This is a genomic window from Armatimonadota bacterium, from assembly GCA_031081675.1.
Lineage (GTDB): Bacteria > Sysuimicrobiota > Sysuimicrobiia > Sysuimicrobiales > Kaftiobacteriaceae > Calidihabitans > Calidihabitans tengchongensis.
This window is the reverse complement of the sequence record JAVHLZ010000012.1, coordinates 10006-32044: the sequence shown is the minus strand read 5'-3', so window position 1 is coordinate 32044 and position 22039 is coordinate 10006. Positions and strand designations below refer to the sequence as shown.

The 22039-nt window shown below is 73.1% G+C and carries 21 protein-coding genes and 1 tRNA gene; all 22 read left to right on the top strand.

Annotation, left to right across the window (positions count from 1 at the left end):
- Positions 1-26 precede the first annotated feature (26 nt).
- A complete protein-coding gene (locus tag RB150_06190; GenBank protein ID MDQ7820121.1) occupies positions 27-1337 on the top strand; it encodes a DUF362 domain-containing protein in 1311 nt (436 codons plus the stop codon).
- Positions 1327-2091: an NAD-dependent deacylase gene (locus tag RB150_06185; GenBank protein ID MDQ7820120.1), complete on the top strand. Its 765-nt coding sequence runs from the start codon at positions 1327-1329 to the stop codon at positions 2089-2091. The genes RB150_06190 and RB150_06185 overlap by 11 nt, the downstream gene beginning before the upstream one ends.
- 87 nt (positions 2092-2178) lie before the next feature.
- Complete coding sequence (locus RB150_06180; GenBank protein ID MDQ7820119.1) at positions 2179-2979, top strand: S-methyl-5'-thioadenosine phosphorylase; 801 nt, start codon at positions 2179-2181, stop codon at positions 2977-2979.
- Positions 2976-3287, top strand: a complete 312-nt coding sequence (locus tag RB150_06175) for a hypothetical protein (GenBank protein ID MDQ7820118.1) — start codon at positions 2976-2978, stop codon at positions 3285-3287. Before RB150_06180 ends, RB150_06175 begins: the two co-directional genes overlap by 4 nt.
- Before the next feature lie 41 nt (positions 3288-3328).
- Complete coding sequence (gene ltaE, locus RB150_06170) at positions 3329-4363, top strand: low-specificity L-threonine aldolase (GenBank protein MDQ7820117.1); 1035 nt, start codon at positions 3329-3331, stop codon at positions 4361-4363.
- A gap of 208 nt (positions 4364-4571) precedes the next feature.
- Positions 4572-5078, top strand: coding sequence for a translation initiation factor IF-3 (gene infC / locus RB150_06165; protein MDQ7820116.1), 507 nt, complete (start codon positions 4572-4574; stop codon positions 5076-5078).
- Between the two features lie 13 nt (positions 5079-5091).
- On the top strand, positions 5092-5289 hold the full coding sequence (gene rpmI / locus RB150_06160) for a 50S ribosomal protein L35 (protein MDQ7820115.1): 198 nt from the start codon (positions 5092-5094) through the stop codon (positions 5287-5289).
- A 117-nt stretch (positions 5290-5406) separates the two neighbouring features.
- Entirely contained in the window at positions 5407-5766 is a 360-nt protein-coding gene (gene rplT, locus RB150_06155) for a 50S ribosomal protein L20 (GenBank protein MDQ7820114.1), read from the top strand.
- 46 nt (positions 5767-5812) lie between these two features.
- On the top strand, positions 5813-7162 hold the full coding sequence (locus tag RB150_06150; protein MDQ7820113.1) for a TrkH family potassium uptake protein: 1350 nt from the start codon (positions 5813-5815) through the stop codon (positions 7160-7162).
- A 22-nt stretch (positions 7163-7184) separates the two neighbouring features.
- Positions 7185-8030 carry a TrkA family potassium uptake protein gene (locus RB150_06145; protein ID MDQ7820112.1) on the top strand — a complete coding sequence of 282 codons (846 nt, stop codon included), beginning with the start codon at positions 7185-7187 and terminating at the stop codon, positions 8028-8030.
- A 132-nt stretch (positions 8031-8162) separates the two neighbouring features.
- Positions 8163-8996: an RNA methyltransferase gene (locus tag RB150_06140; GenBank protein MDQ7820111.1), complete on the top strand. Its 834-nt coding sequence runs from the start codon at positions 8163-8165 to the stop codon at positions 8994-8996.
- 170 nt (positions 8997-9166) lie between these two features.
- The gene (locus RB150_06135; protein MDQ7820110.1) at positions 9167-9295 is read left to right on the top strand and encodes a hypothetical protein; all 129 of its coding nucleotides are present in this window, start codon (positions 9167-9169) and stop codon (positions 9293-9295) included.
- Between the two features lie 314 nt (positions 9296-9609).
- Positions 9610-10599, top strand: coding sequence for a phenylalanine--tRNA ligase subunit alpha (gene pheS / locus RB150_06130; protein MDQ7820109.1), 990 nt, complete (start codon positions 9610-9612; stop codon positions 10597-10599).
- 42 nt (positions 10600-10641) lie between these two features.
- Entirely contained in the window at positions 10642-12702 is a 2061-nt protein-coding gene (pheT, locus tag RB150_06125; GenBank protein MDQ7820108.1) for a phenylalanine--tRNA ligase subunit beta, read from the top strand.
- Between the two features lie 12 nt (positions 12703-12714).
- The gene (locus RB150_06120; GenBank protein MDQ7820107.1) at positions 12715-13224 is read left to right on the top strand and encodes a CvpA family protein; all 510 of its coding nucleotides are present in this window, start codon (positions 12715-12717) and stop codon (positions 13222-13224) included.
- Between the two features lie 142 nt (positions 13225-13366).
- Positions 13367-15079, top strand: coding sequence for a DNA polymerase/3'-5' exonuclease PolX (gene polX, locus RB150_06115; protein ID MDQ7820106.1), 1713 nt, complete (start codon positions 13367-13369; stop codon positions 15077-15079).
- Positions 15080-15241: 162 nt separating this feature from the next.
- Complete coding sequence (locus tag RB150_06110) at positions 15242-15862, top strand: DNA-3-methyladenine glycosylase (protein MDQ7820105.1); 621 nt, start codon at positions 15242-15244, stop codon at positions 15860-15862.
- On the top strand, positions 15859-16779 hold the full coding sequence (locus tag RB150_06105; protein MDQ7820104.1) for a metalloenzyme: 921 nt from the start codon (positions 15859-15861) through the stop codon (positions 16777-16779). The genes RB150_06110 and RB150_06105 overlap by 4 nt, the downstream gene beginning before the upstream one ends.
- A complete protein-coding gene (locus RB150_06100; GenBank protein MDQ7820103.1) occupies positions 16772-19126 on the top strand; it encodes an endonuclease MutS2 in 2355 nt (784 codons plus the stop codon). The genes RB150_06105 and RB150_06100 overlap by 8 nt, the downstream gene beginning before the upstream one ends.
- 46 nt (positions 19127-19172) lie before the next feature.
- The gene (tyrS, locus tag RB150_06095) at positions 19173-20390 is read left to right on the top strand and encodes a tyrosine--tRNA ligase (protein MDQ7820102.1); all 1218 of its coding nucleotides are present in this window, start codon (positions 19173-19175) and stop codon (positions 20388-20390) included.
- Between the two features lie 357 nt (positions 20391-20747).
- A tRNA-Ile gene (locus tag RB150_06090) sits at positions 20748-20824 on the top strand.
- Between the two features lie 375 nt (positions 20825-21199).
- The coding region (locus tag RB150_06085) for a CRISPR-associated ring nuclease (GenBank protein ID MDQ7820101.1) at positions 21200-22039 on the top strand (840 nt) is incomplete at its 3' end.

The window sequence follows — 22039 nt, the reverse complement described above, 5'->3', positions numbered from 1 at the left end:
GCGCGGACGGCTCGACGGGGTGGTCGATGGGTGCTCCGTGGCGGTCGCTGCTGGCTGCGCCCGCCCCTTTCCCCCTGCCGGTGCGGGTGGAGGCCTTTCCGGCCCTGGCGCCGGTCCGGGTGCGGTATCCCCGGCCGCGGGTGGACGACATCCCGCGCGCCGTGCGGGAGGAACTGGACCGCCTGCCCGCCGGCGACCTGCGCGGCCGCCGGGTGGCGGTCACGGCGGGCAGCCGGGGGATCGCCCGCATCCCCGACATCCTCCGGGCGGTGGTCGGCTGGCTGCGCGAGCGCGGCGCCGAGCCCGTGGTGGTGGCGGCCATGGGCAGCCACGGCGGCGCCACCAGCGAGGGCCAGCGGGCGCTGCTGGCCCACCTGGGCATCACCGAGGCATCGGTGGGAGCACCGGTCCTCACCGACATGGCCGTGGTGGAGGTCGGCCGCACGGCCGGGGGGATGGTGGCCTACTGCGACGCCGCCGCCGCCTCCTGCGACGCCATCCTGGTGGTCAACCGGATCAAACCCCACACCGCGTTTGCCGGGCCGTTCGGCAGCGGCCTGCTGAAGATGATGGCGGTGGGGCTGGGCAAGGCGCCGGGCGCGGCCCAGATCCACCGGCAGGGACCCGACCGCATGGCCGCCGCCATCGAGGAGCTGGCCGGCGTGCTGCTGGCCCGCGGGCGGATCCTGGGTGGGCTGGCGGTGGTGGAGAACGCCTACGACGAGGTGGCGCTGCTGGAGGCGGTGCCGGCCGACCGCATCCCGCACCGGGAGCGGGAGCTGTACCGGCGGGCCCAGGAGCTGCTGCCGCGCCTGCCGGTGGACGAGCTGGACGTGCTCATCGTGGACCGGATGGGCAAGGACATCAGCGGCACCGGCATGGATGTCAACGTCATCGGCCGGTGGCGGCTGCCGGGCGTGCCGGAGCCGCCCGCCCCCCGCATCCGCCGCATCGTCTGCCTGCGGCTGTCTGCGGCCTCGGAGGGCAACGCCCAGGGGGTGGGGCTGGCGGATGTCGTCACCCGCCGCCTGGTGGACGCTCTGGATCCCGTGGCCACCTACGCCAACGCCGTGACCAGCACCTACCTGGAGCGCGCGTTCGTGCCGGTGACCATGCCCACCGACCGCGACGCCATCGCGGCGGCCCTGGCCAGCCTGGCTACAGACCCGCGGCAGGCGCGGGTGGCCCGCATCCGCTCCACGGCCCACCTGGAGGTCCTGTGGGTGTCGGAGGCGGTGCTGCCCGAGCTGCGCGGCCGTCCCGATATAGAGGTCGGCGAGCCCGTCCCCCTGGCGTTCACCGACGACGGGACCCTGGCAGGCGTGGATGACGGCTGAGGCGGATCTTCTGGACCGGGCCGCGGCGGCGCTGGCCGCCGCCCGGTCGGCGGTGGCGTTCACCGGCGCGGGGATGAGCACCGAGTCGGGCCTGCCCGACTTCCGGTCCCCCACCGGCCTGTGGGCCGAGTTCGACCCGCTGGAGGTGGCCACCCTGTCGGCGTTCCGGCGGACCCCGCACCGGTTTTACGACTTCTACCGCCGGCGCCTGGCCCTGCTGGCCCACGCCCGCCCCCACGCCGGGCACCGCGCCCTGGCCCGGCTGGAAGAGGCCGGGCGCCTGAGGGCGGTCATCACCCAGAACGTGGACGGCCTGCATCAGGCGGCGGGCAGCCGGCGGGTGATCGAGCTCCACGGGAACCTGCGCGAGGCCGCCTGCCCGGACTGCCACTGGACCGGACCGATCGAGGTGATCACCGCGGCGCTGGACCGGGGCGAGCTGCCGTCCTGCCCGCGCTGCGGGAGGCCCGTCAAACCCAACGTGGTCCTCTTCGAGGAGCTGCTGCCCGAGCAGGCCTACCGGGAGGCGGAGGAGCTCTGCGCGCAGGCGGACGCCGTCCTGGTGGTGGGCTCGTCCCTGCAGGTCACCCCCGCCGCCTGGCTGCCCGAGAACGCGGTGCGGCGCGGGGCCACCCTGATCATCGTCAACGACGAACCCACGCCCCTGGACCACCGCGCCCGGGTCGTCCTGCGGGGCCGGGCGGCGGCCATCCTGCCGGCGCTGGCGGACCGGGTCCTGGGCCCGCCTTCCTGACATCCGCCCCGCAAGGGTCCGCGCGTCCCGGCGGCGAACAACTTACCGGTCTACCCCACCACAACCGCACGCGGAACGAGGTCGGCCATGGCCGAGGCGGAGATCGGCGTCATCGGAGGGTCGGGATTGTACGCGCTGCTGGAGGACGCCCGGGAGCTGCGGGTGGACACGCCCTACGGCCCTCCCAGTGACGTGGTGACCGTGGGCGAGGTGGGGGGAAGGCGGGTGGCGTTTGTGCCCCGGCACGGCCGGCACCACACCCTGCCGCCCCACGCCATCAACTACCGGGCCAACATCTACGCCCTCAAGACGCTGGGGTGCACCCGCGTCCTGGGACCCTGCGCCGCCGGCAGCCTCCAGCCGCACATCCACCCCGGCGACCTGGTGGTGTGCGACCAGTACGTGGACCGGACCCGGGGGCGCCGGGATACCTTCTACGACGGACCGGTGGTGACCCACGTCAGCATGGCCGACCCCTACTGTCCCACCCTGCGGGCGGTGGCGGTGCAGACGGCGCGGGCCATGGAGTGGCGGGTGCACGACGGTGGCACCGTGGTGGTGATCCAGGGCCCCCGTTTTTCCACCCGGTCCGAAAGCCGGTGGTTCCGGGCCCAGGGGTGGGAGGTGATCAACATGACCCAGTACCCCGAGTGCGCCCTGGCCCGGGAGCAGGAGATGTGCTACGTGAACCTCTCGCTGATCACCGACTACGACGTCGGGGTCGAGGGAGACCCCGCCGCGCGTCCGGTGACGGCCCAGGAGGTGCTGGAGAAGTTCAAGGAAAACACGGCGCGCCTGCGGGAGCTGATCCTGCGCATGGTGGCCGCCATTCCGGCGGAGCGGACGTGCCCCTGCGCGACGGCCCTCGCGCACGCCCGGGTGGGGTGATCGCGGTGGCGCAGCAGATGGCGCAGTCGCTGGCGTCAAGCCGTGCGCCGGCCCCGGTGGATGCGGCCGGCAAGAGCCTGGGCCTGGCGGTCTTCGGCCTGGGGGTGGTCCTGCTGCTGGGCGTGTTCGGCCTGGCCTATCGGGATCTGGTGGCCGCCGGCGACGGCCTCTCGGCGACCCGGCTGCTGGCCGCCCCCGCCGTCCTGGCCGTCAAAGGCGCCCTGCTGGTGATCATGGGAGCGGTGGCCTCCGCCATCGCCAACAAGGGCATCGCCCTGTACCAGGCCGCGCGCCTGCCGCTGGAGTGATCCCCGACCCCCCCGACCCGTCTGACCGCGCGCCGGCGGGCATGATCGACCTGCGCAGCGACACCGTCACCCAGCCTACGCCGGAGATGCGGGAGGCCATGGCCCGCGCCGCCGTGGGGGACGACGTCTTCGGCGAGGACCCCACCGTCCGGGAGCTGGAGGAGCTGGCGGCGGAGATGCTGGGCCAGGAGGCCGGCCTGTTTGTCCCCAGCGGCACCATGGCCAACCTGGTGGCGATCCTCACCCACACCCGCCGGGGAGACGAGGTGCTGGTGGAAGCCGAGGCCCACACCTACTACTACGAGGTGGGGTCCATGTCGGCGGTGGCCGGGGTGATCCCCCGGCCCATCCCCGGGCGGCTGGGCTACATCAGCCCCGAGCAGGTGCGCGAGGCCGTCCGCCCGCCCAACATCCACTTCCCGGTGCCCCGGCTGCTGTGCCTGGAGAACACCCACAACCGCGCCGGCGGCATCCCCTTCGGGCCGGCGGAGATGGAGGCGACCTGCCGGGCAGCCCGGGAGGCCGGGCTGCGGGTGCACGTGGACGGCGCCCGCATCTTCAATGCCGCCGTGGCCCTGGGGGTGCCGGCCCGGGCGCTGGTCGCCCACGCCGACTCGGCGATGTTCTGCGTCAGCAAGGGGCTGTCGGCCCCGGTGGGGTCCGTGCTGGTGGGCAGCCGCCCCTTCATCGACCAGGCCCGCCGGTACCGCAAGATGGTGGGCGGGGGGATGCGCCAGGCGGGGGTCATCGCCGCGGCGGGGGTGGTGGCCCTGCGCACGATGGTGGCCCGCCTGGCCGAAGACCACGCCGCGGCCCGCCGGCTGGCCGAGGGCCTGGCGCGGGTCCCGGGGCTGGCGGTGGACCTGGACCGGGTGCGGACCAACATCGTCCTGGTCACCGTGCGTCCGCCCGACACCGCCGCCGACTTCTGCGCCCGCTGGCGGCGGGAAGGCGTGCTGGCACTGCCCACCGCCCCCCAGGTGGTCCGGTGCGTGACCCACCGCCACATCAGTCCCGCCGACGTGGACCGGGCGGTCCAGGCCGCGTCCCGCGCCGCGGCGGCCCCGGCCCGCTGACGGCCGCGCGTTGACGGTGCCGGAGGGCTGTGTTATACTGCCAGCCGTCGTGGCCCTAAGTAGAAGCCATCCGCTTCTCACCGGCCGACGGGGGTCGCGCCGGTCAGGACCGACAGACCGACGACGTGACGACGCGGGGATGGCGGCGGCCATTCCCGTTTTTGCTGCCGGCCGGCGGACGGGCGGATGAGACGGGAGGCCCTCGAGCATCGAGCGCGAGCCACGCGTTAACGAACGGATCCGGGCCCGGGAGGTCCGGGTCATCGGACCCAACGGGGAGCAGCTGGGCATCATGAGCATCCAGGAGGCGCTGGCCCGCGCCCGGGAGGCCGATCTGGACCTGGTGGAGGTCGCCCCCACCTCGGTGCCGCCGGTGTGCCGGATCATCGACTACGGCCGGTACAAGTACGAGCAGCAGAAGCGCAGCCGGGGCGGCCACCGTCGGGCGGGGGAGATCAAGGGGATGCGGCTGAGCCCCAAGATCGGCGAGCACGACTTTCAGGTGAAGGTGCGCCACGTGCACGAGTTCCTGCGGGCGGGCAACAAGGTGCGCGCCTCGGTCTGGTTCCGCGGGCGGGAGATGGCCTACCCCAAGGCCGGCGAGCAGCTGCTGCTGCGGCTGGCCGAGGCGGTCGCGGACGTGGGGACCATCGAGCGCCCGCCGGTGCTGGAAGGACGCAACATGATCATGATCCTGACGCCCAAGAAGGGCTAGGGAGGGACGCGGCATGGGCAAGGCCCGCACCCATCAGGGCGCGGCCAAGCGCATCCAGGTGTCAGCCGGCGGCAAGCTTCTGCGGCGCCGCCAGATGGCGGGACACCTGAAAGTGCACAAGTCCCCCAAGCGGCTGCGGTCCCTGCGCCGCCGGGTGCCGGTGCACCCCCACGACCGGCGGACCATCGAGGGGCTGCTGCCCTACCGGTGAGGCGACACGACACCGGGGACCGGTGATCGCGGTCCGGGGAGCGGGCGCCGGGGCGCGCCTGCGCCTTCGCCCCCGCACCCCGCACGCCGATCCCCGGGCACCATGAGGTGACGGGCGATGGCACGGGTCAAGCGCGGCGTGGTGGTACGCCGCCGCCACAAGAAGATTCTCAAGCTGGCCCGCGGCTACTACGGCGCCAAGAGCCGCTGGTTCAAGCTGGCGAACCAGTACGTGCTCCGGGCCCTGGCGGCCGCCTACCGGGACCGCCGCAAGCGCAAGCGCGACTTCCGGCGCCTGTGGATCGCCCGCATCAACGCCGCGGCCCGGGCCAACGGCGTCACCTACAGCCGGCTGATCCGCGGCCTGCGGCAGTCGGGGATCGCCGTCAACCGGAAAGTGCTGGCCGACCTGGCCGTCACCGACCGGGCCGCGTTTGCCGACCTGGTGGCCCGGGCCAAAGAGGGGCTGAAGTCCTAGGCCCTCCGGCGCCGGGTGCCCGCCCGGCCACTGGAGGCGCGTGACCATGGCCCGGGTGGTGCCCGCGCGGCCGGCCTTCGCCCGACTGGAGTTCACCCCCGCCCAGTCCATCATCGCCGGATTTGCGGCCGTCATCGTGGCGGGGGCTGTCGCCCTGTCCCTGCCGGCGGCGTCCGCCGACGGGACCCGCACCCCGTTCCTGACCGCCCTGTTCACCGCCACCTCGGCCACCTGCGTGACGGGGCTGGTGGTGGTGGACACCGCCGATCACTACTCCACCTTCGGGGAGGTGGTGATCCTCACCCTGATCCAGCTGGGCGGCCTGGGGTACATGACCGTGGCCACCCTGCTGGCGATGGCCGTGGGACGGCGCATCGGCCTGCGGGAGCGCCTGGTCCTGCAGGAGGCCTACAACCTCTACACCATCGGCGGGGTCGTGCGCCTCACCCGGATGGTGGTGCTGACGACCCTGGCCATCGAGGCGGCCGGCGCCGTGGTGCTGGCGCTCCGGTGGGTCCCGCGCTTCGGGTGGGGCCGCGGCCTGTACTACAGCGTCTTCCACAGCATCTCGGCGTTCAACAACGCCGGCTTCGACCTCATGGGCGGGTTCCGGAGCCTGACGGCGTTCGCCGCCGACGTCCCGGTGAACCTGACCCTGGCGGCGCTGATCGTCGCCGGCGGGCTGGGGTTCACCGTCCTGGCCGACCTGCCCCGCCCCCGGCGCTACACCCTGCACGCCCGGGTGGTGCTGACCACCACCGCGGTGCTGATCGCCGCGGGCACGGCGCTGATCCTGGCCCTGGAGTCCGCCAACCCCGCCACCCTGGGAGGGCTCTCCTGGGGGCGGAAAGTGCTGGCGGCTTTCTTCCAGAGCGTGACGCCCCGCACCGCCGGCTTCAACACCGTGGACATCGGCCGGATGCGGGAGCCGACGCTGATCCTGCTGGTGGTCCTGATGTTCATCGGCGCCTCCCCCGGCGGCACCGGGGGCGGCATCAAGACCACGACGTTCGTGGCGCCTCTGGCGGTGATCCTGTCCATGCTGCGCGGCCGGCCCGATCCCGAGCTGTTCCGGCGGCGGCTGCCGCCGGTGGTCGTCTACAAGGCCGTCACCATCGCGCTCCTGGGGATCGCCTTCGTCCTGACCATGGGCACCCTGCTGGCCCTCACCGAAGGGGTGGCGTTCGTTCCCGCGCTGTTTGAAATCGCTTCCGCCTTCGGCACCGTCGGCCTGTCCACGGGCCTCACGCCCCACCTGAGTCCCGTGGGCCGCATTCTGGTGATGGCGACGGTGTTCACCGGACGTGTGGGGCTGCTGACGGTGGCCTTCGCGCTCACCCGCCGCCAGCGGCCGGCCGACTTCCGCTATCCCGAGGAGCGGGTGTACATCGGCTAGCCCACCCCGACACGCCGTCCGGGTGTCAGGGCCCGGGCTCGCCCTGCGGCCGCCTCCGGGGGTCGCGTGGGTCCAGCCGGTGGCGGGGCGCGGCTGCCCCACCTCCCGGTGCGGGTGGAGTGGGCGGGTCGGGGGCCGAGGCGTCGGCCGGGCGCGGTTATTGAGAGCGCGCAGGGGTCCTGGTATCCTACCGGGGTGGACCGTCGGGAGGCGACGGGCGATGGACTTTGCGGTCATCGGCATCGGCCGGTTCGGCAGCAACGTGGTCCGCACCCTGTATGAGATGGGCCACAACGTGCTGGCCATCGACAAGGACGAGGACTCCCTGCGCCGGGTGCAGGACTGCTGCACCCACGCCGTCCAGCTGGACTCCACCGACCCGGAAGCCCTGCGGGCGGTGGGCATCACCAACTTTGACGCGGTGGTGGTGGCCATCGGCGCCGGCATCCAGGAGAGCATCCTCACCACCCTGATCCTCAAGGAGATGGGCTGCCGCAAGGTGGTCAGCAAGGCGGTGGACGAGCTGCAGGCCCGGGTGCTGGAGAAGGTGGGCGCCGACCAGGTCATCCGGCCGGAGCGGGACATGGCGGTGCGGGTGGCCCGCAGCCTGGCCAGCCGGCACGTGGTGGACCTGCTGGAGCTGTCGCCCAACCTGCTGGTGGAGGAGGTCAGCGTGGGCCAGCGGTTCGAGGGCAAGACCCTGAGCGACCTGGACCTCCGGGCCCGGTACGGGGTCAACATCCTGCTGCTGAAGAGGGACAGCCAGATCCTGGTGGCGCCCGGCGGGGAGACCCAGCTGCGGGCCGGCGACGTGCTGGTGGTGTTCGGCGAAAAGCAGGCCCTGGCGCGCCTGGAGTCGGCGCTCTGAGCGGGCACACGCCGGCGCCCTGGGCGGGCGCACGCCGCCGGACACGTGGCAGCGTGGACGCGCCGGAGCGGTGATCCAGTAGTTTCCGGTCCGGCGCGTCCCCCCGGATCCCGCCACGCCGGATTTTGCCTTGTGAAGCCCGTCCTGACCAGCACCCGCCACCCCCTCGTGCGCCGCATCCGCGCCCTGGCCGAGCGGGAGGCGCGGGAGGCGGAAGGGCGCCTGCTGGTCGAAGGGATCCGCCTGCTGGAAGAGGTCCTGGACGCCGGGATTCCCATCGAGGTCCTGGTCTACGATCCGGACGCCGCCACCGGCCGCGCGGCGGCGGTGCTCGCGCGGGCGCGGCAGCAGGGCGCCCGGCTGGTCCCGGCCGCCCCCCACGTGGTCGCCGCCTGCAGCCAGGTGGAGACTCCCCAGGGGCTCGTGGCGGTCGTCCACCGGCCGACCGTGGACGAGCAGGCGTTGCTGGCCTCGCCCGACCTGCTGCTGACGGTGGCAGACGGGGTGCAGGATCCCGGCAACCTGGGGGCCATCATCCGGGCGGCGGACGCCGCCGGGGCCACCGGCGTGCTGGTCACCGGCGGGGTGGACCCGCACCACCCCAAGGTCGTGCGGGCCTCGATGGGGTCGCTGTTCCACCTGCCCGTGAAGGCCGTCCCCCCGGCGCAGGCGCGCGATCTCCTCGCCGGGCGCGGCGTGCGCGTGCTGGTCGCCGACCCGCGGGGGGAGGTGGAGTACACCGAGGCCGACTACTCCCGCCCGGTGGCCCTGGTGGTGGGCAGCGAGGCGCGCGGGCCCGATCCGGCATGGCGCGACGCGGCCGAGACGACCGTGCGCATCCCCCTGTACGGCCGGGCCGAATCCCTCAACGTGGCCCTGGCCGCCGGCCTGCTGCTGTACGAGGCCAGGCGGTGGGAGAGAGGGAAGAAGGAAGAGGGAAGAGGGAAGAGGGGAGAGAGGGCGTGATTGAGGGAAGAGGGGGAAAAGAGGGCAGAGAGGTACAGTTTTTCGTCAGTTCCTTCTTCCCTCTTCCCTTTCCCCTCTTCCCTTGCTTTGTGCTATACTTCGTGCAAACAGCGCACACGGAGGACGCACGCCCGACGCGGGCCGGATGGTCCGTGAAGGAGGGAGGGACCGTGCAGCTGATGACTCGGGAGATGTTGTGGCGGCTGTTCGAGTGCACGGGTTCCATCTGGGCGTACCTGGCTTACCGGCGGTGCCGGCCGCTGGGTGGCGTGGTGATCCTCACGGTGTCCCTGAACTGAATCGTCGGCTGTGACGGAGCGAGTACTCCGTCCGGACCCGCCAGAGAGGGAAGGCCGAGGGCTGGACAGCCTTCCCGGGAGCCGGACGGGGGAAGTTCCCTCCCGAGCCGATCGCTGAACGGCCTCGGGCGATCCCGAGGCCCGGTAGGCGGTCCGGATCCCCCCGCGACAGGGGTCAAGCGCCGGACCGGCCGGGCACACGCGCGCCTCGGCCGGTGCGGAAGCAAGGTGGTACCGCGGAAGCGCCGCTTTCGCCCTTGGGGAGGAAGGCGGCGCCGCTGTTTGTGCGAGATCACCGGAGAGGGAGGAGCGGCATGGCCGTCGGCGAGGACCTGGACAGGCTGGAGCGGGAGGCTGTGGCGGCCTTGGAGGCGGCCGGCACGCCCGAGGAGGTGGACGATGTCCGCCGCCGGTTTCTGGGCCGCCGCGGACTGCTGGCCCGCGCCTTTGACCGCCTTCCCCAGCTGCCCCCGGATCGGCGGGCCGAGGTGGGCCGGCGCCTGAACGACCTGCGCCGGCGCCTGGAGGACGCCGTCGCCCGCCGGCGGGCCGAACTGGCCGCTCGGGCCGACCGGACGCGCCTGGCCGTCGGGGCGCTGGACGTGACCCTTCCGGGGCGACGCTGGCGCCTGGGGCGGCGCCACGTCCTGACCCGCACCCTGGAGGAGATGCTGGAGATCTTCTACGGCATGGGCTTTGAGATCGTGGACGGCACCGAGGTGGAAACCGACGAGTTCAACTTCGAGCGGCTGAACATGGGCCGCGACCACCCCGCCCGGGACGCCCAGGATTCGTTCTACATCACCGACGACCTGCTGCTGCGCACCCACACCACCGTGGTGGACGTGCGGGTCATGGCCGTCCGCCGGCCGCCCATGCGGGTGCTGACCTTCGGGCGCTGTTACCGGCGGGACGCTCCCGACGCGACCCACATGCCCCTGTTTCATCAGGTGGATGGCTTCATGGTGGGCGAGCGGGTGACCATGGCTGACCTCAAAGGCGTGCTGGCGTCCTTCGCCCGCCAGATGTTCGGCCCCGACGCGGTGACCCGGTTTGTCCCCAGCTACTTCCCCTTCACCGAACCCAGCGCCGAGGTGGCCGTGTGGTACGGCGGCCGGTGGCTGGAGCTGGGGGGGTGCGGCATGTTCCACCCCCGGGTGCTGGAGATGGCCGGCATCGACCCCGCGCGCTACACGGCCCTGGCCTTCGGCCTGGGCGTGGACCGGCCGGCCATGGTGCGGTATGGCATCCCCGACATCCGCCTGTTCTGGGAGAATGACCTGCGGCTGCTGGAGCAGTTCTGAAGGGGAGCGGATGGTGACGCGCCCGGCAGGGGGAGGTGGCGGGTGAAAGTCCTGCTGTCCTGGTTGCGGGAACTGGTGGACATTCCCTGGTCGGTGGGCGAGATGGCCGAGCGGCTGCCCATGCTGGGCATCGGCGTGGATGCGGTGGAGGCGGCGGGTGACGACGCCGTCTTCGACCTGGAGATCCCGGCCAACCGGGGCGATCTGATGAGCCACCTGGGGGTGGCCCGGGAACTGGCCGCCGCCACCGGCGGGGTGGTGCGCGTTCCCGCGGCGGAGCCGGTGCGGGAGGGCCCGCCCACGTCCGCGTTCGCGCAGGTGGAGGTGCGCGAACCGGCGCTGTGCCCGCGTTTCACGGCGGCGGTGATCACCGACGTGCGGGTCGGTCCGTCGCCCGAATGGATGGCGCGGCGCCTGGAGGCGTGCGGGGTGCGCAGCATCAACACGGTGGTGGACGTCACCAACTACGTGATGCTGGAGCTCGGCCAGCCCATGCACGCGTTTGACTACGACCGGATCCGCGGAGGCCGGCTGGTGGTCCGCCTGGCCCGTCCCGGCGAGCGCCTGGTGACCCTGGACGGGGTCGAGCGCACCCTCGACGACCAGGTCCTGGTGGTCGCCGACGCCGAGCGGGCGGTGGGCATCGCCGGGGTCATCGGCGGCGCCGACACCGAGATCCGGCCGGACACCCGCCGGGTGCTCCTGGAAGCCGCCGCTTGGCACCCGCCGCAGATCCGCCGGACCAGCAAGCGGCTGGGCGTGCGCACCGAGAGCAGCGCCAGGTTCGAGCGCGGGGTGGACGTGGGCGCCGTGGCCGCGGCTTCCGCCCGCGCCCAGCGCCTGCTGCAGGAGGTCGCCGGGGGACGGGTCCTGCCCCGGCCCCTGGACCTGTATCCGCACCCTCAGCCGGGGCGGACGGTCGACCTGGCCTGGGGGCAGGTCCGCCGGCTGCTGGGCGTGGAGATCGACCCCGACGAGGGCGCGGCCATTCTCACCCGCCTGGGCTTTGGCGTCCGGCGGGCGGGCGAGCGGGTGGTGGTGCAGGTGCCGTCGTTCCGCCGGGACGTGGAGCGCGCCGAAGACGTCATCGAAGAGGTGGCCCGCCACCACGGCTACGACCGCATCCCCGAGACCCTGCCGCTGGAGGTGACGTCCCCGGGATCCCGGGCTCCCGTGCTGCGGGCGGAGGCGGCGGTGCGGGAGATCCTGATCCGGTGCGGCCTCACCGAGGCCCTTACCATCTCCCTGACGCACCCGCGGGCGCTGGACCGCCTGCGGCTGCCCCCCGAGCACCCCTGGCGGCAGATGGTGGCCCTGCGCAACCCCCTGGTGGACGACCACACCCATCTCCGCACGACCCTTCTGGTGGGCCTGCTGGACGCCGCGCGGGCGAACGTCAGCCGGCGGGTGACCGACGTCCCCCTGTTTGAGATCGGCCGCACCTTCCACCCCGCGGGGGACGCCGTCGCCGAGCGCCGCCGGCTGGGCGTGGTGATGACCGGCCGGCTGATGGCCGGCGCGTGGAACCTCCCTGAGGAGGCGGTCCGCGCGTCCTACTACCACCTCAAGGGCGTCATCGAGGCGCTGCTGGACGAACTGCGCATCGCCGGCGCCGAGATCGCGGCGGCGGAGGTGCCCTGGCTGCGCCCGGGCCGGGCGGCGCGGCTGGTGCTGGACGGGGAGGAGGCGGGCAGCCTGGGCGAACTGCACCCCGAGGTGGCCGCGGCCTTCGACCTGCCCGACGCGGTCTACGTGGCGCACCTGGACCTGGAGGCGATCCTCGCGCGGGCCGTGTTCAGCCCCCGCTTCAGCCCGCCCCCGCGGTTTCCGGCGGTGCGCCGCGACCTGGCCGTGGTGGTGGCCGCCGACGTCCCGGCGGCGGACGTGCGCCGGGTCATCGCCGACGCCGCCGGGCCGTACCTGGAAGCGGCGGATCTGTTCGACGTCTACACCGGGCCTCCGGTTCCGCCCGGCCACCGCAGCCTGGCGTATGCGCTTACCTTCCGGTCCCCGGAGCGCACCCTCTCGGCCGACGACGTGGATGCGGCGGTGGCCGCCGTCGCCGCGGCGCTGGCCCAGCGGCTGCGGGCCGTGATCCGGTAGTATAATCGGTCCGTGACCTGGCTGGACTGGGCCATCGTGGCCGTCCTCGCGCTGGGGGCGCTGCGCGGCCTGCGCCGGGGCGTGGGGGTGGCCCTGGCGAGCGCGGTGGGCGTCTTCGGAGGATACCTGGCGGCGTCGGCCTGGTACCCGTCGCTGGCCCTGGCCCTGCGCGCCGTCCGGCTGTCGGCGCCGTGGGCGGGCGCGGTGGCCTACGCGGTCCTGCTGGTGGGCGTGTACGTCTTCGTGGGCGCGCTGGCCAGCGCCGTCCTGGAGCGGGGATCGGCGTCGGTGTCATCCCGCCTGGCCGGCCTGGTGGTGGGCGCGGCGGCGGCGGCGCTGCTGTCGGCGGCGGTGCTCGGGTGGCTGCTGGCCACCCCGCTGCACGATCCGGTCTCCCGGGATGCGGCGCGCTCGGTGCTGGCCCCGCACGCGATCCGGGTGCACCGGGACGGCGCCCGCGCCCTGGCGAAGGTCCTGCCTCCGTTCCTGCGGCCCTTTGGGGCCGAGCCGACCCGCTTCTAGGAGCCTGCCGCATCCGCGCGCCCACGGGGAGGGTCACGTCGGGGCGGAGGGGGGTCACGCGGCGCTGCGAAACCATCCCTCGGGACCGCCGGATCGGGGCCGAGGCCCGCGCGGGCCGGCCCCGGGCAGGTCCGGATCCGCCATGAAGAACCGGGAAATCGCGGCGATGTTCAACGACATCGCCGACATGCTGGAGATCAAGGGCGAATCCCCCTTCCGCATCACCGCCTACCGCCGCGCCGCCCGGGCGCTGGAAGGCCTCACCGAAGACGTGGCCGCCATCGCCGCCCGGGGCGAGCTGGAGGAGATCCCCGGCATCGGCAAGGGGATCGCCGAGAAGATCCGCGAGTACCTGGAGACCGGCACCTGCAAGTACTACGAGGAGCTGAAAGCCCAGCTGCCTCCAGGACTGACCACCCTGATGTCCGTCCCCGAGGTGGGCCCCAAGACCGCCCTGCTGCTCTATCAGAAGCTTGGCATCACCACCATTGATCAGCTGGAGCAGGCGGCCCGGGAAGGCCGCATCCGCACCCTGCCGCGCATGGGCGCCAAGACCGAGGAGAACATTCTCAAGGGGATCGCGCTGCTGCGGCGGACCAAGGAGCGCCTCCCCATCGGCCAGGTCCTGCCGCACGCTCAGGATCTGCTGGAGGCCCTGCGGGCCACGCCGGGGGTCGACCAGATCAGCCTGGCCGGCAGCCTGCGCCGGATGAAGGAGACCATCGGCGACATCGACATCCTGGTCACCAGCGCCCGGCCCGATCCGGTGATGGAGGTCTTCACCACCTTCCCCCGGGTGCGCCAGGTCCTGGCCCGCGGGCCCACCCGCAGCAGCGTGATCCTGGACGTGGGCATCCAGGCCGACGTGCGGGTGGTGGAGCCCGAGTGCTTCGGGGCGGCGCTGCAGTACTTCACCGGCAGCAAGGACCACAACGTGAAGCTGCGGGAGCGCGCGGTGCGGCGGGGGCTGAAGATCAACGAGTACGGGGTGTTCCGCACGCCCGGGGACCAGCGCATCGCCGGGCGCACCGAGGAGGAGGTGTACGCGGCCGTGGGGCTGCCCTGGATCCCCCCCGAGATCCGGGAGGACCAGGGAGAAATCGAGCTGGCCGAGCGGGGCGCGCTGCCCCGCCTGGTGGAACTGGCGGACATCCGCGGGGACCTGCAGATGCACACCCGGTGGAGCGACGGCGCGGATACCCTGGAGGAGATGGCCCGGGCCGCCCGGGCGCTGGGCTATGAGTACATCGCCGTCACCGACCACTCCCAGTCCCTGAAGTTCGTGGGCGGGGTCCCCGTGGACGAGCTGCGGGCCCATGCCCGCGTGGCCCGCCAGGTCTCCGACAAGGTGGGGATCGCCGTGCTCATGGGCACCGAGTGCGACATCCTGCCCGACGGGCGGCTGGACTATCCCGACGACGTCCTCCGGGAGCTGGATGTGGTGGTGTGTTCGGTACACTCGCGGCTGAAGATGGGCCGCCAGGAGATGACCGAGCGGATCATCCGGGCCCTGGAGAACCCTCACACCGACATCCTGGGCCACCCCACGGGCCGGCTGCTGGGCCAGCGGGATCCCTACGAGGTGGATATGGAGGCGATCCTGGACGCCGCCCGCCGCACCGGCACCGCCGTCGAGATCAACGCCTCCCCCGAGCGGCTGGACCTCAACGACACCCACGCGAAGATGGCCCGCGAGCGGGGCGTGATGCTGGTGATCAGCACCGACGCCCACAACCGCTACCAGCTGCGGTACATGCAGTTCGGCATCGGCATCGCCCGCCGCGCCTGGCTCCAGAAAGAGCACGTCCTGAACACCCGCCCGCTGGCGGAGCTGCGCGACTGGCTGCGGCGGTAATTGCGGATGGTGAAACGGTGGAGCGTTGACACGTTGAGCGTTGGACTGGTGAGCGTCGGTACGGTGAGGCGGGAACAAGGGGAGATGGCGATGAGGCAACTCCTGGCCCGGAGGTCTGCGGCGCCGCCGTCACGTCTCCCCGCGCGACCGCCCGCCCGAGGGGTGACCGCGCCGCGCCCCCGCCGTCCCGCGCGCCCGCGGGCCCGCCGATATGTCCCCCTTCCGCGTCGGTTCTTCGCCCGCAGCACGCTGCAGGTCGCCCGGGACCTGCTGGGTCACCTGCTGGTCCACGAGACGCCCGAGGGCGTCGTGGCCGGGCGCATCGTGGAGGTCGAGGCCTACCGGGGGCCCCGCGACCCGGCCAGCCACGCGTACCGGCGCACGCCCCGCAGCGCCATCATGTGGGGGCGGCCGGGGACGGCCTACGTCTACTTCACCTATGGGAACCACTACTGCGTGAACGTGGTGACCGAACCTCCGGGACGGGCCGGGGCGGTCCTCCTGCGGGCCCTGGAGCCGGTGGAGGGGATCGAGCTGATGCGCCGCCGCCGCGGCACCGACGACGTCCGCCTGCTGGCGTCGGGGCCGGGACGGCTCACCCAGGCCCTGGGCATCACCGCCGCCCACAACGGGGCCGACCTCACCCGCCCGCCCCTGTACGTGGCCCGGGGCCGCACCGGCCCGGTGCCGGTGGCCCGCAGTCCCCGCATCGGGATCCGGGTGGCCACCGACCGGCTGTGGCGCTACTACATCCCGGGCCATCCCTGCGTCAGCCGGCCGTGAACCGCCGCGCGCTGCTGCTGTTCGTGGACGGCCTGGGGCTGGGCCCGGACGATCCGCAGACCAACCCCGTGGCCGCCGCCCGCACCCCGTGCCTGCGGGCCCTGCTGGGCCGGCCGCTGGCGGGGATCACCGGTCCGCTGGAACGGGACGGCGTCCTGCTGGTGCCCACCGACGCCACCCTGGGGGTGGAGGGTCTGCCCCAGAGCGCCACCGGGCAGACCGCGCTCCTCACCGGCGTCAACGCCGCCCGCCTGGCCGGCCGCCACATCACCGCCTATCCCACCGCAGCCCTGCGGGGCCTGCTGGAGACGTCCAGCCTGTTCGCCCGCGTGCGGGCCGGCGGCCGGGAGGCAGCCCTGGCCAACGCCTACACCCCCGAGTACTTCGCCGCCGTCGCCGGCGGCCGGCTGCGCCACGCGGCCATCACCTACGCCGCCCTGGCGGCCGGGGTGACCCTGCGCGGGGTGGAGGACCTGCGCGCCGGGCGCGCGGTCTTTCACGACCTGACCAACGCCCGCCCGCGGGCGTGGGGATACGACGTGCCGGCGGTCACGCCCCGCCGGTGCGGGCGCCACCTGGCCGCGCTTGCCATGTCCCATCACCTGACCGTGTTCGAGTTTTTCCTGACCGACCTGGCTGCCCACGGGCGGGTCGCCCTCGACCGGCGGCGGGCGGTGGAGATGCTGGACGAGCTGCTGGCCGGCGTGCTGGACGCCGCCGACCTGGCCTCCACCCTGGTGGCGCTCACCAGCGATCACGGCAACATCGAGGACGCCACCACACCCACCCACACCCGCAACCCCGTGCCCACGCTGCTGGTCGGCGCGGGCCGGTCCGAGGTGGGCGCCCGCATCAGCAGCCTGACCGATGTGGCGCCCGCGCTGCTGGCCTGGCTGGAGGGACCCGCCGGTGGATGACCGCACCCTGCGGGTGCTGGAGTTCCCCGCCATCGTCGCCCGTCTGGCGGCGCTGACGGTGACCGCCCGCGGCCGGGAGCTGGCGGAGGCCCTGCGCCCGTCCCCGGATCCCGGGCGGGTCCGCGCCGCCCTGGCCGAGACCGCCGAAGCCGCGGCGCTGGTCGCCGAGGGAGAGATTCCCTTGCGCGGCACCGCCGACGTGCGGGAGATGCTCCACCGGGCCCGCCTGGGGGCCGCGCTGGACCCCTCCGACCTGCTGGCGCTGGCCGACACCCTGGCCACGATCCGCCAGTGCCGGGGCTACGTGCTGGCCCGGCGGGCGCGCGCCCCCGCCCTGGCCGAGCAGGCGGCGCGGATGGGCGCGTTCGAGGCGCTGGAGGCGGCGATCCGCCGCACCGTCGCCCCCGACGGCACCATCCCCGACGCCGCCAGCCCGCACCTGGCCCGCCTGCGCCGCGAGCAGCAGGCGGTCCACGGCCGCCTGCGGGAGACCCTGGAGGCGGTGATCCGAGGCCCGTACGGCCGGATGCTGCAGGATGCGGTGATCACCACCCGCGCCGGCCGCTACGTGGTGCCGGTACGGGCGGAGTTCAAGGGGCAGTTTCCCGGGATCCTCCACGATCACTCCAGCAGCGGCGCCACCGCCTTCATGGAGCCTCTGGTCGTCGTCCCCCTGGGCAACCGTCTGCGGGAGCTGGAGATCGAGGAGCGCCAGGAGGTCCAGCGCCTGCTGCGCGAGCTGTCGGCCCAGGTGGGCCAGCAGGCCGACGGCATCGCCGCCGCCTACGAGATCCTGGGCCACCTCGACTGCGCGGTGGCCCGGGCGCGCCTGGGGGCCACCCAGGGCGCTGCGGCGCCGGCGGTGCGCACCGACGGCGTGCTGCGGCTGCGCCGCGCCCGCCACCCGCTGCTGGCGGGCGAGGTGGTCCCCATCGACGTGGAGCTGGGCGAGCGGTTTACGACCCTGGTCATCACCGGCCCCAATACCGGCGGCAAGACCGTCACCCTCAAGACCGTGGGCCTGCTGACCCTGATGGCCCAGGCCGGGCTGTTCATCCCCGCCGAGCCCGGCTCGGAGGTGGCGGTGTTCGCGCAGGTGTTCGCCGACATCGGCGACGAGCAGAGCATCGAGCAGTCGCTGAGCACCTTCTCCTCCCACATGGGCGCCATCGTGCAGATCCTGCACCAGGTGGACCGCGCCGCCGCCGCCGGCGGCGTGTCGGCGCTGGTCCTGCTCGACGAGATCGGCGCCGGGACCGACCCGACCGAGGGCGTGGCCCTGGCGCGGGCCGTCATCGAGCACCTGCACGGCCGCGGCGCCCGCACGGTGGTGACCACCCACTACAACGAACTCAAGGCGCTGGCCTGGACGCATCCCGGGATCGAGAACGCCTCGGTGGAGTTCGACCCGGTCACCCTGCGCCCGACCTACCGGCTGCGGATCGGCCTGCCCGGGCGCAGCAACGCCCTGGACATCGCCCGGCGGCTGGGGCTGGCGGCAGACATCGTGGAGCGGGCCCGGGAGCTGCTGGGCCCCCAGGCCGGCGTGCTGGACAGGATCCTCAGCGACCTTGAGGCCGACCGACGGGCCTCCGAACACGACCGGGCCGAGGCGGCCCGCCGGCGGGAGGAGGCCGAGGCCGTGCTGGCCCGGGCGCGCCAGGAGCTGGAGCGGCTGCGGGCCGAGCGGGCGCAGGCCCTGCGGAAGGCGCGCGAGGAGGTGGAGGCCCTGCTGCGGTCGGCCCGGAGCGAAGTGGACGCGTTGGTGCGCGCCCTCCGGGAGAGTCCGGACCCCCGCACGGTCCAGCAGGCCCGCGACCGGCTGCGGCAGCTGGCCGACGACCTGCGGGCGCGCACGGAGGTCGAGCCCGCGGGCGAGCCGCTGCAGGAGGCGCATCCCGGCCAGGACGTCTACGTGGTCCCCCTGGGGCGGATCGGCACGGTGGTGGCCGGCCCCGACGGGCGTGGGGAGGTGGAGGTCCAGGCCGGCCCCCTGCGGGTCCGCGCGCCCCTGGCCTCCCTCCGCGCGGCGCCCCCGCCGGCCGCGGTGGCCGGCCCGGCGCGGGAGGAGCCGGTGCTGCGCCAGGCACCTGCCGCGGTGCCGCTGTCGGTGAACCTGCGGGGCCTGACCGCCGACGAGGCCACAGCCGTGCTGGACCGGTACCTGGACGACGCGTTTTTGGCGGGGCTGGCGCAGGTGACGGTGATCCACGGCAAGGGCACCGGGGCGCTGCGGCGGGCAGTGCACCAGTTCCTGCGCGACCACCCCCACGTGCGGGCCTTCCGCCCGGGCGGGCCGGGCGAGGGCGGCGACGGCGTCACCGTCGTGGAGCTGGCCACCGCCTGAGGCAGCCTCGCCTGGCCCGGCCGGCGCTGGTATAATCGTCGCGACCATGGGCGCGCTCTCTCCGGAAGAGCAGCTGGCCCTGCTGCGCCGGGGCACAGCGGAGATCATCACCGAGGAGGACCTGCTGGCCAAGCTGCGGCAGGGCCGTCCCCTGCGGGTGAAGCTGGGTATCGACCCCAGCGCGCCCGACATTCACCTGGGCATCGCGGTGGTCCTGCGCAAGCTGCGCCAGTTTCAGGACCTGGGCCACGAGGCCATCCTGGTGGTGGGCGACTTCACCGGCATGATCGGCGACCCCAGCGAACGCAAGAAGACCCGGCCGATGCTGACCCGGGAGGAGATCGAGCGCAACGCCGCCACCTACCGGGACCAGTACAGCCGGATCCTGGACCCCGCCCGCACCCGGGTGGTGTTCAACAGCCAGTGGCTGGCGCCGATGAGGTTTGAGGACGTCATCCGCCTGGCCAGCAAGGTCACCGTGGCCCGCATCCTGGAGCGGGACGACTTCGCCACGCGGATGCGCGCGGGCGTGCCCGTCTTCCTGCACGAACTGCTGTACCCGCTGTGCCAGGCCATGGATTCGGTGCAGCTGCAGGCCGACGTGGAACTGGGCGGCACCGACCAGAAGTTCAACAACCTGATGGGCCGCGAGCTGCAGCGGGAGTTCGGGCAGGAGCCCCAGGTGGTGGTGCTGACGCCCCTGCTGGTGGGGCTGGACGGCGTGGAGAAGATGAGCAAGTCGCTGGGCAATGCCATCGGGATCACCGACCCGCCCGAGGAGATGTACGGGAAGGTGATGTCCCTGCCCGACGGACTGATCGCCCACTACTTCGAGTTCTGCACCGACGTGCCCCTGGAGGAAGTGCGGGCCCTGGAGCGGGGGCTGCAGGACGGCACCGTGCACCCCCGGGACGCCAAGGCCCGCCTGGCGCGGGAGATCGTGGCCGTCTGGCACGGAAAGGAGGCCGCCGAGCGGGCGGAGCGGGCCTTCGAGCGGATCTTCGTGGACAGGGAGCTCCCCGACGAGGTCCCCGAAGCGACCATCGGACGGGGGGAACTGCGCGCGGGGCGGCTGCCGGTGGTGGGGCTGCTGGTCCGCACGGGGCTGGCCCCCTCGCGCAGTGAGGCCCGGCGGCTGATCGCCCAGGGCGGGGTCAGCATAGACGGCAGCCGCATCTCCGATATCGACGCCGACGTGGAGGTGCGCGACGGCCTGGTCCTGCGGGTCGGCCGCCGCCGCTTCGTCCGGATCCGCCTGCGCTGACCCTCACCGATCCCCTCTTTGCCCGGCCTCTCATCCTTATATTTCGATCCCCTCTCCCCTTGACTTCGATCCCTCTCCCCTCGACTTCGGTCCCTCTCCCCTGTGGGGAGAGGGTAAGGGTGAGGAGACTCCCCACCCTCTTTCCCCTTGACTTCGATCCCTCTCCCCGTTGGGGAGAGGGCGAGGGTGAGGGGCGCGCACCGCAGCCACGAATAAACCCGCTCCCTTATCCCGTTCCCTCTCCCCGTTGGGGAGAGGGTGAGGGTGAGGGGACCCGTTTCCTCCCACACCGCCCGCGGAGTCGTCATTTGACTCCCGCCGGCGCCCGCGCCTATACTGGCACTGGGTTCCCACCGTGGGCCCTTAGCTCAGGTGGTGAGAGCGCACCCCTGATAAGGGTGAGGTCCGTGGTTCGAGTCCACGAGGGCCCACCAACCCGCTTCAGACGCAGGATCTCGTAGTCTTCGCCTTCCCCCGATAACGCTGTCTCCCGTCCGGGTCGAGAACTCGCAGAGATCGCGTATCCGGTGACAGCCGGTGGCGCTGCGGGTGGCGTTGCCTACAAACGCACATCTCCGAGCTTGGCTTGTGGTTCTGCACGGACGGGCGCCGTGCTGGCGGCCCCCGACCGTTCTCCGGATGGTGTTCATGCAAAGCGAATCACCATCCCAGGGCAGGAACTACCAGGGCAGATACGGAACAGCATTGCTAGCCTTTTGCAGGATCCCGCACCGGGGGGCAGGGTGCTGCCAGCCGCGCAGCCCAGGACCGCCATGAGGGGCCGCATGGGGTCCCGCGGGGAGGGGCTCGTGGCCACGCTAGGCCACGAGCCCCAGGTGGTCACCATCACCCTTGATCTGCTTCTGGCGCAGCGCCGCTCCATCCGTGAAGTCATCGTAGTCCACACTGCCTCGAAGGCGGTGCAGGCAGGCCTGCGGGCCATCCGGGAGGAGTTCGCCTCAGGCCTTTACCCTGGTGTGCACCTGCGCGCGGTACCCGTACGGGGTCCGGACGGCCCTCTGGAGGACTTCCGCTCCGAGGCGGACGTCCGCGGGCTGCTGGCCGCCTTGTACCGCGCGGTGCGGGACGGCAAACGAGCCCACCCGGTGGTCCACCTGTCCCTGGCCGGAGGTCGGAAGGTCATGGGGGTGGCGGCCATGGTAGTGGCCCAGCTCCTGTTCGGGCCGGAGGATCGCGCCTGGCACCTGCTGAGCGAAGGCTGGCAGCCCGGGGCCGAGCGGCGCATGCACCTCCAGCCGGGCGAGACCGCGTACCTGGTCCCCGTGCCCGTGCTGCGCTGGACCGACTCCGGCCTCATGCTGGCGGTCCTGGCCGAGCTGGACGACCCCATGGAGGCCATCCGTCGGTACGAGGAGATCGTCCGGGGGGAGCGCATGCGGCGCCGGCGGGAGTTCGTGGAGCGCTGGCTCACCCCGGCGGAGCGGGAGGTGGCGCGCCTGGCCTGTCAGGGTCTGGACAACGCAGGGATCGCTCGCCGGCTGGGCCGCAGCCCGCGCACGGTGGCCAACCAGCTGAGCCAGGTGTATTCGAAGATGGCCGACTGGCTGGGCTTCGATGGCCCTCCGCCGAGCCGGCCCCAGCTGCTCGCGGAACTGGCCCCGTACTTCGAGGTGGTCGCATCCTCCAAA

Bases quoted from the DNA above. Each gene is read 5' to 3' on its own strand.
- RB150_06190 (MDQ7820121.1), top strand. From the start codon at position 27: ATGGGTGCTCCGTGGCGGTCGCTGCTGGCTGCGCCCGCCCCTTTCCCC.
- RB150_06185 (MDQ7820120.1), top strand. From the start codon at position 1,327: ATGACGGCTGAGGCGGATCTTCTGGACCGGGCCGCGGCGGCGCTGGCC.
- RB150_06180 (MDQ7820119.1), top strand. From the start codon at position 2,179: ATGGCCGAGGCGGAGATCGGCGTCATCGGAGGGTCGGGATTGTACGCG.
- ltaE (MDQ7820117.1), top strand. From the start codon at position 3,329: ATGATCGACCTGCGCAGCGACACCGTCACCCAGCCTACGCCGGAGATG.
- rpmI (MDQ7820115.1), top strand. From the start codon at position 5,092: ATGGGCAAGGCCCGCACCCATCAGGGCGCGGCCAAGCGCATCCAGGTG.
- rplT (MDQ7820114.1), top strand. From the start codon at position 5,407: ATGGCACGGGTCAAGCGCGGCGTGGTGGTACGCCGCCGCCACAAGAAG.
- RB150_06150 (MDQ7820113.1), top strand. From the start codon at position 5,813: ATGGCCCGGGTGGTGCCCGCGCGGCCGGCCTTCGCCCGACTGGAGTTC.
- pheS (MDQ7820109.1), top strand. From the start codon at position 9,610: ATGGCCGTCGGCGAGGACCTGGACAGGCTGGAGCGGGAGGCTGTGGCG.
- polX (MDQ7820106.1), top strand. From the start codon at position 13,367: ATGAAGAACCGGGAAATCGCGGCGATGTTCAACGACATCGCCGACATG.
- tyrS (MDQ7820102.1), top strand. From the start codon at position 19,173: ATGGGCGCGCTCTCTCCGGAAGAGCAGCTGGCCCTGCTGCGCCGGGGC.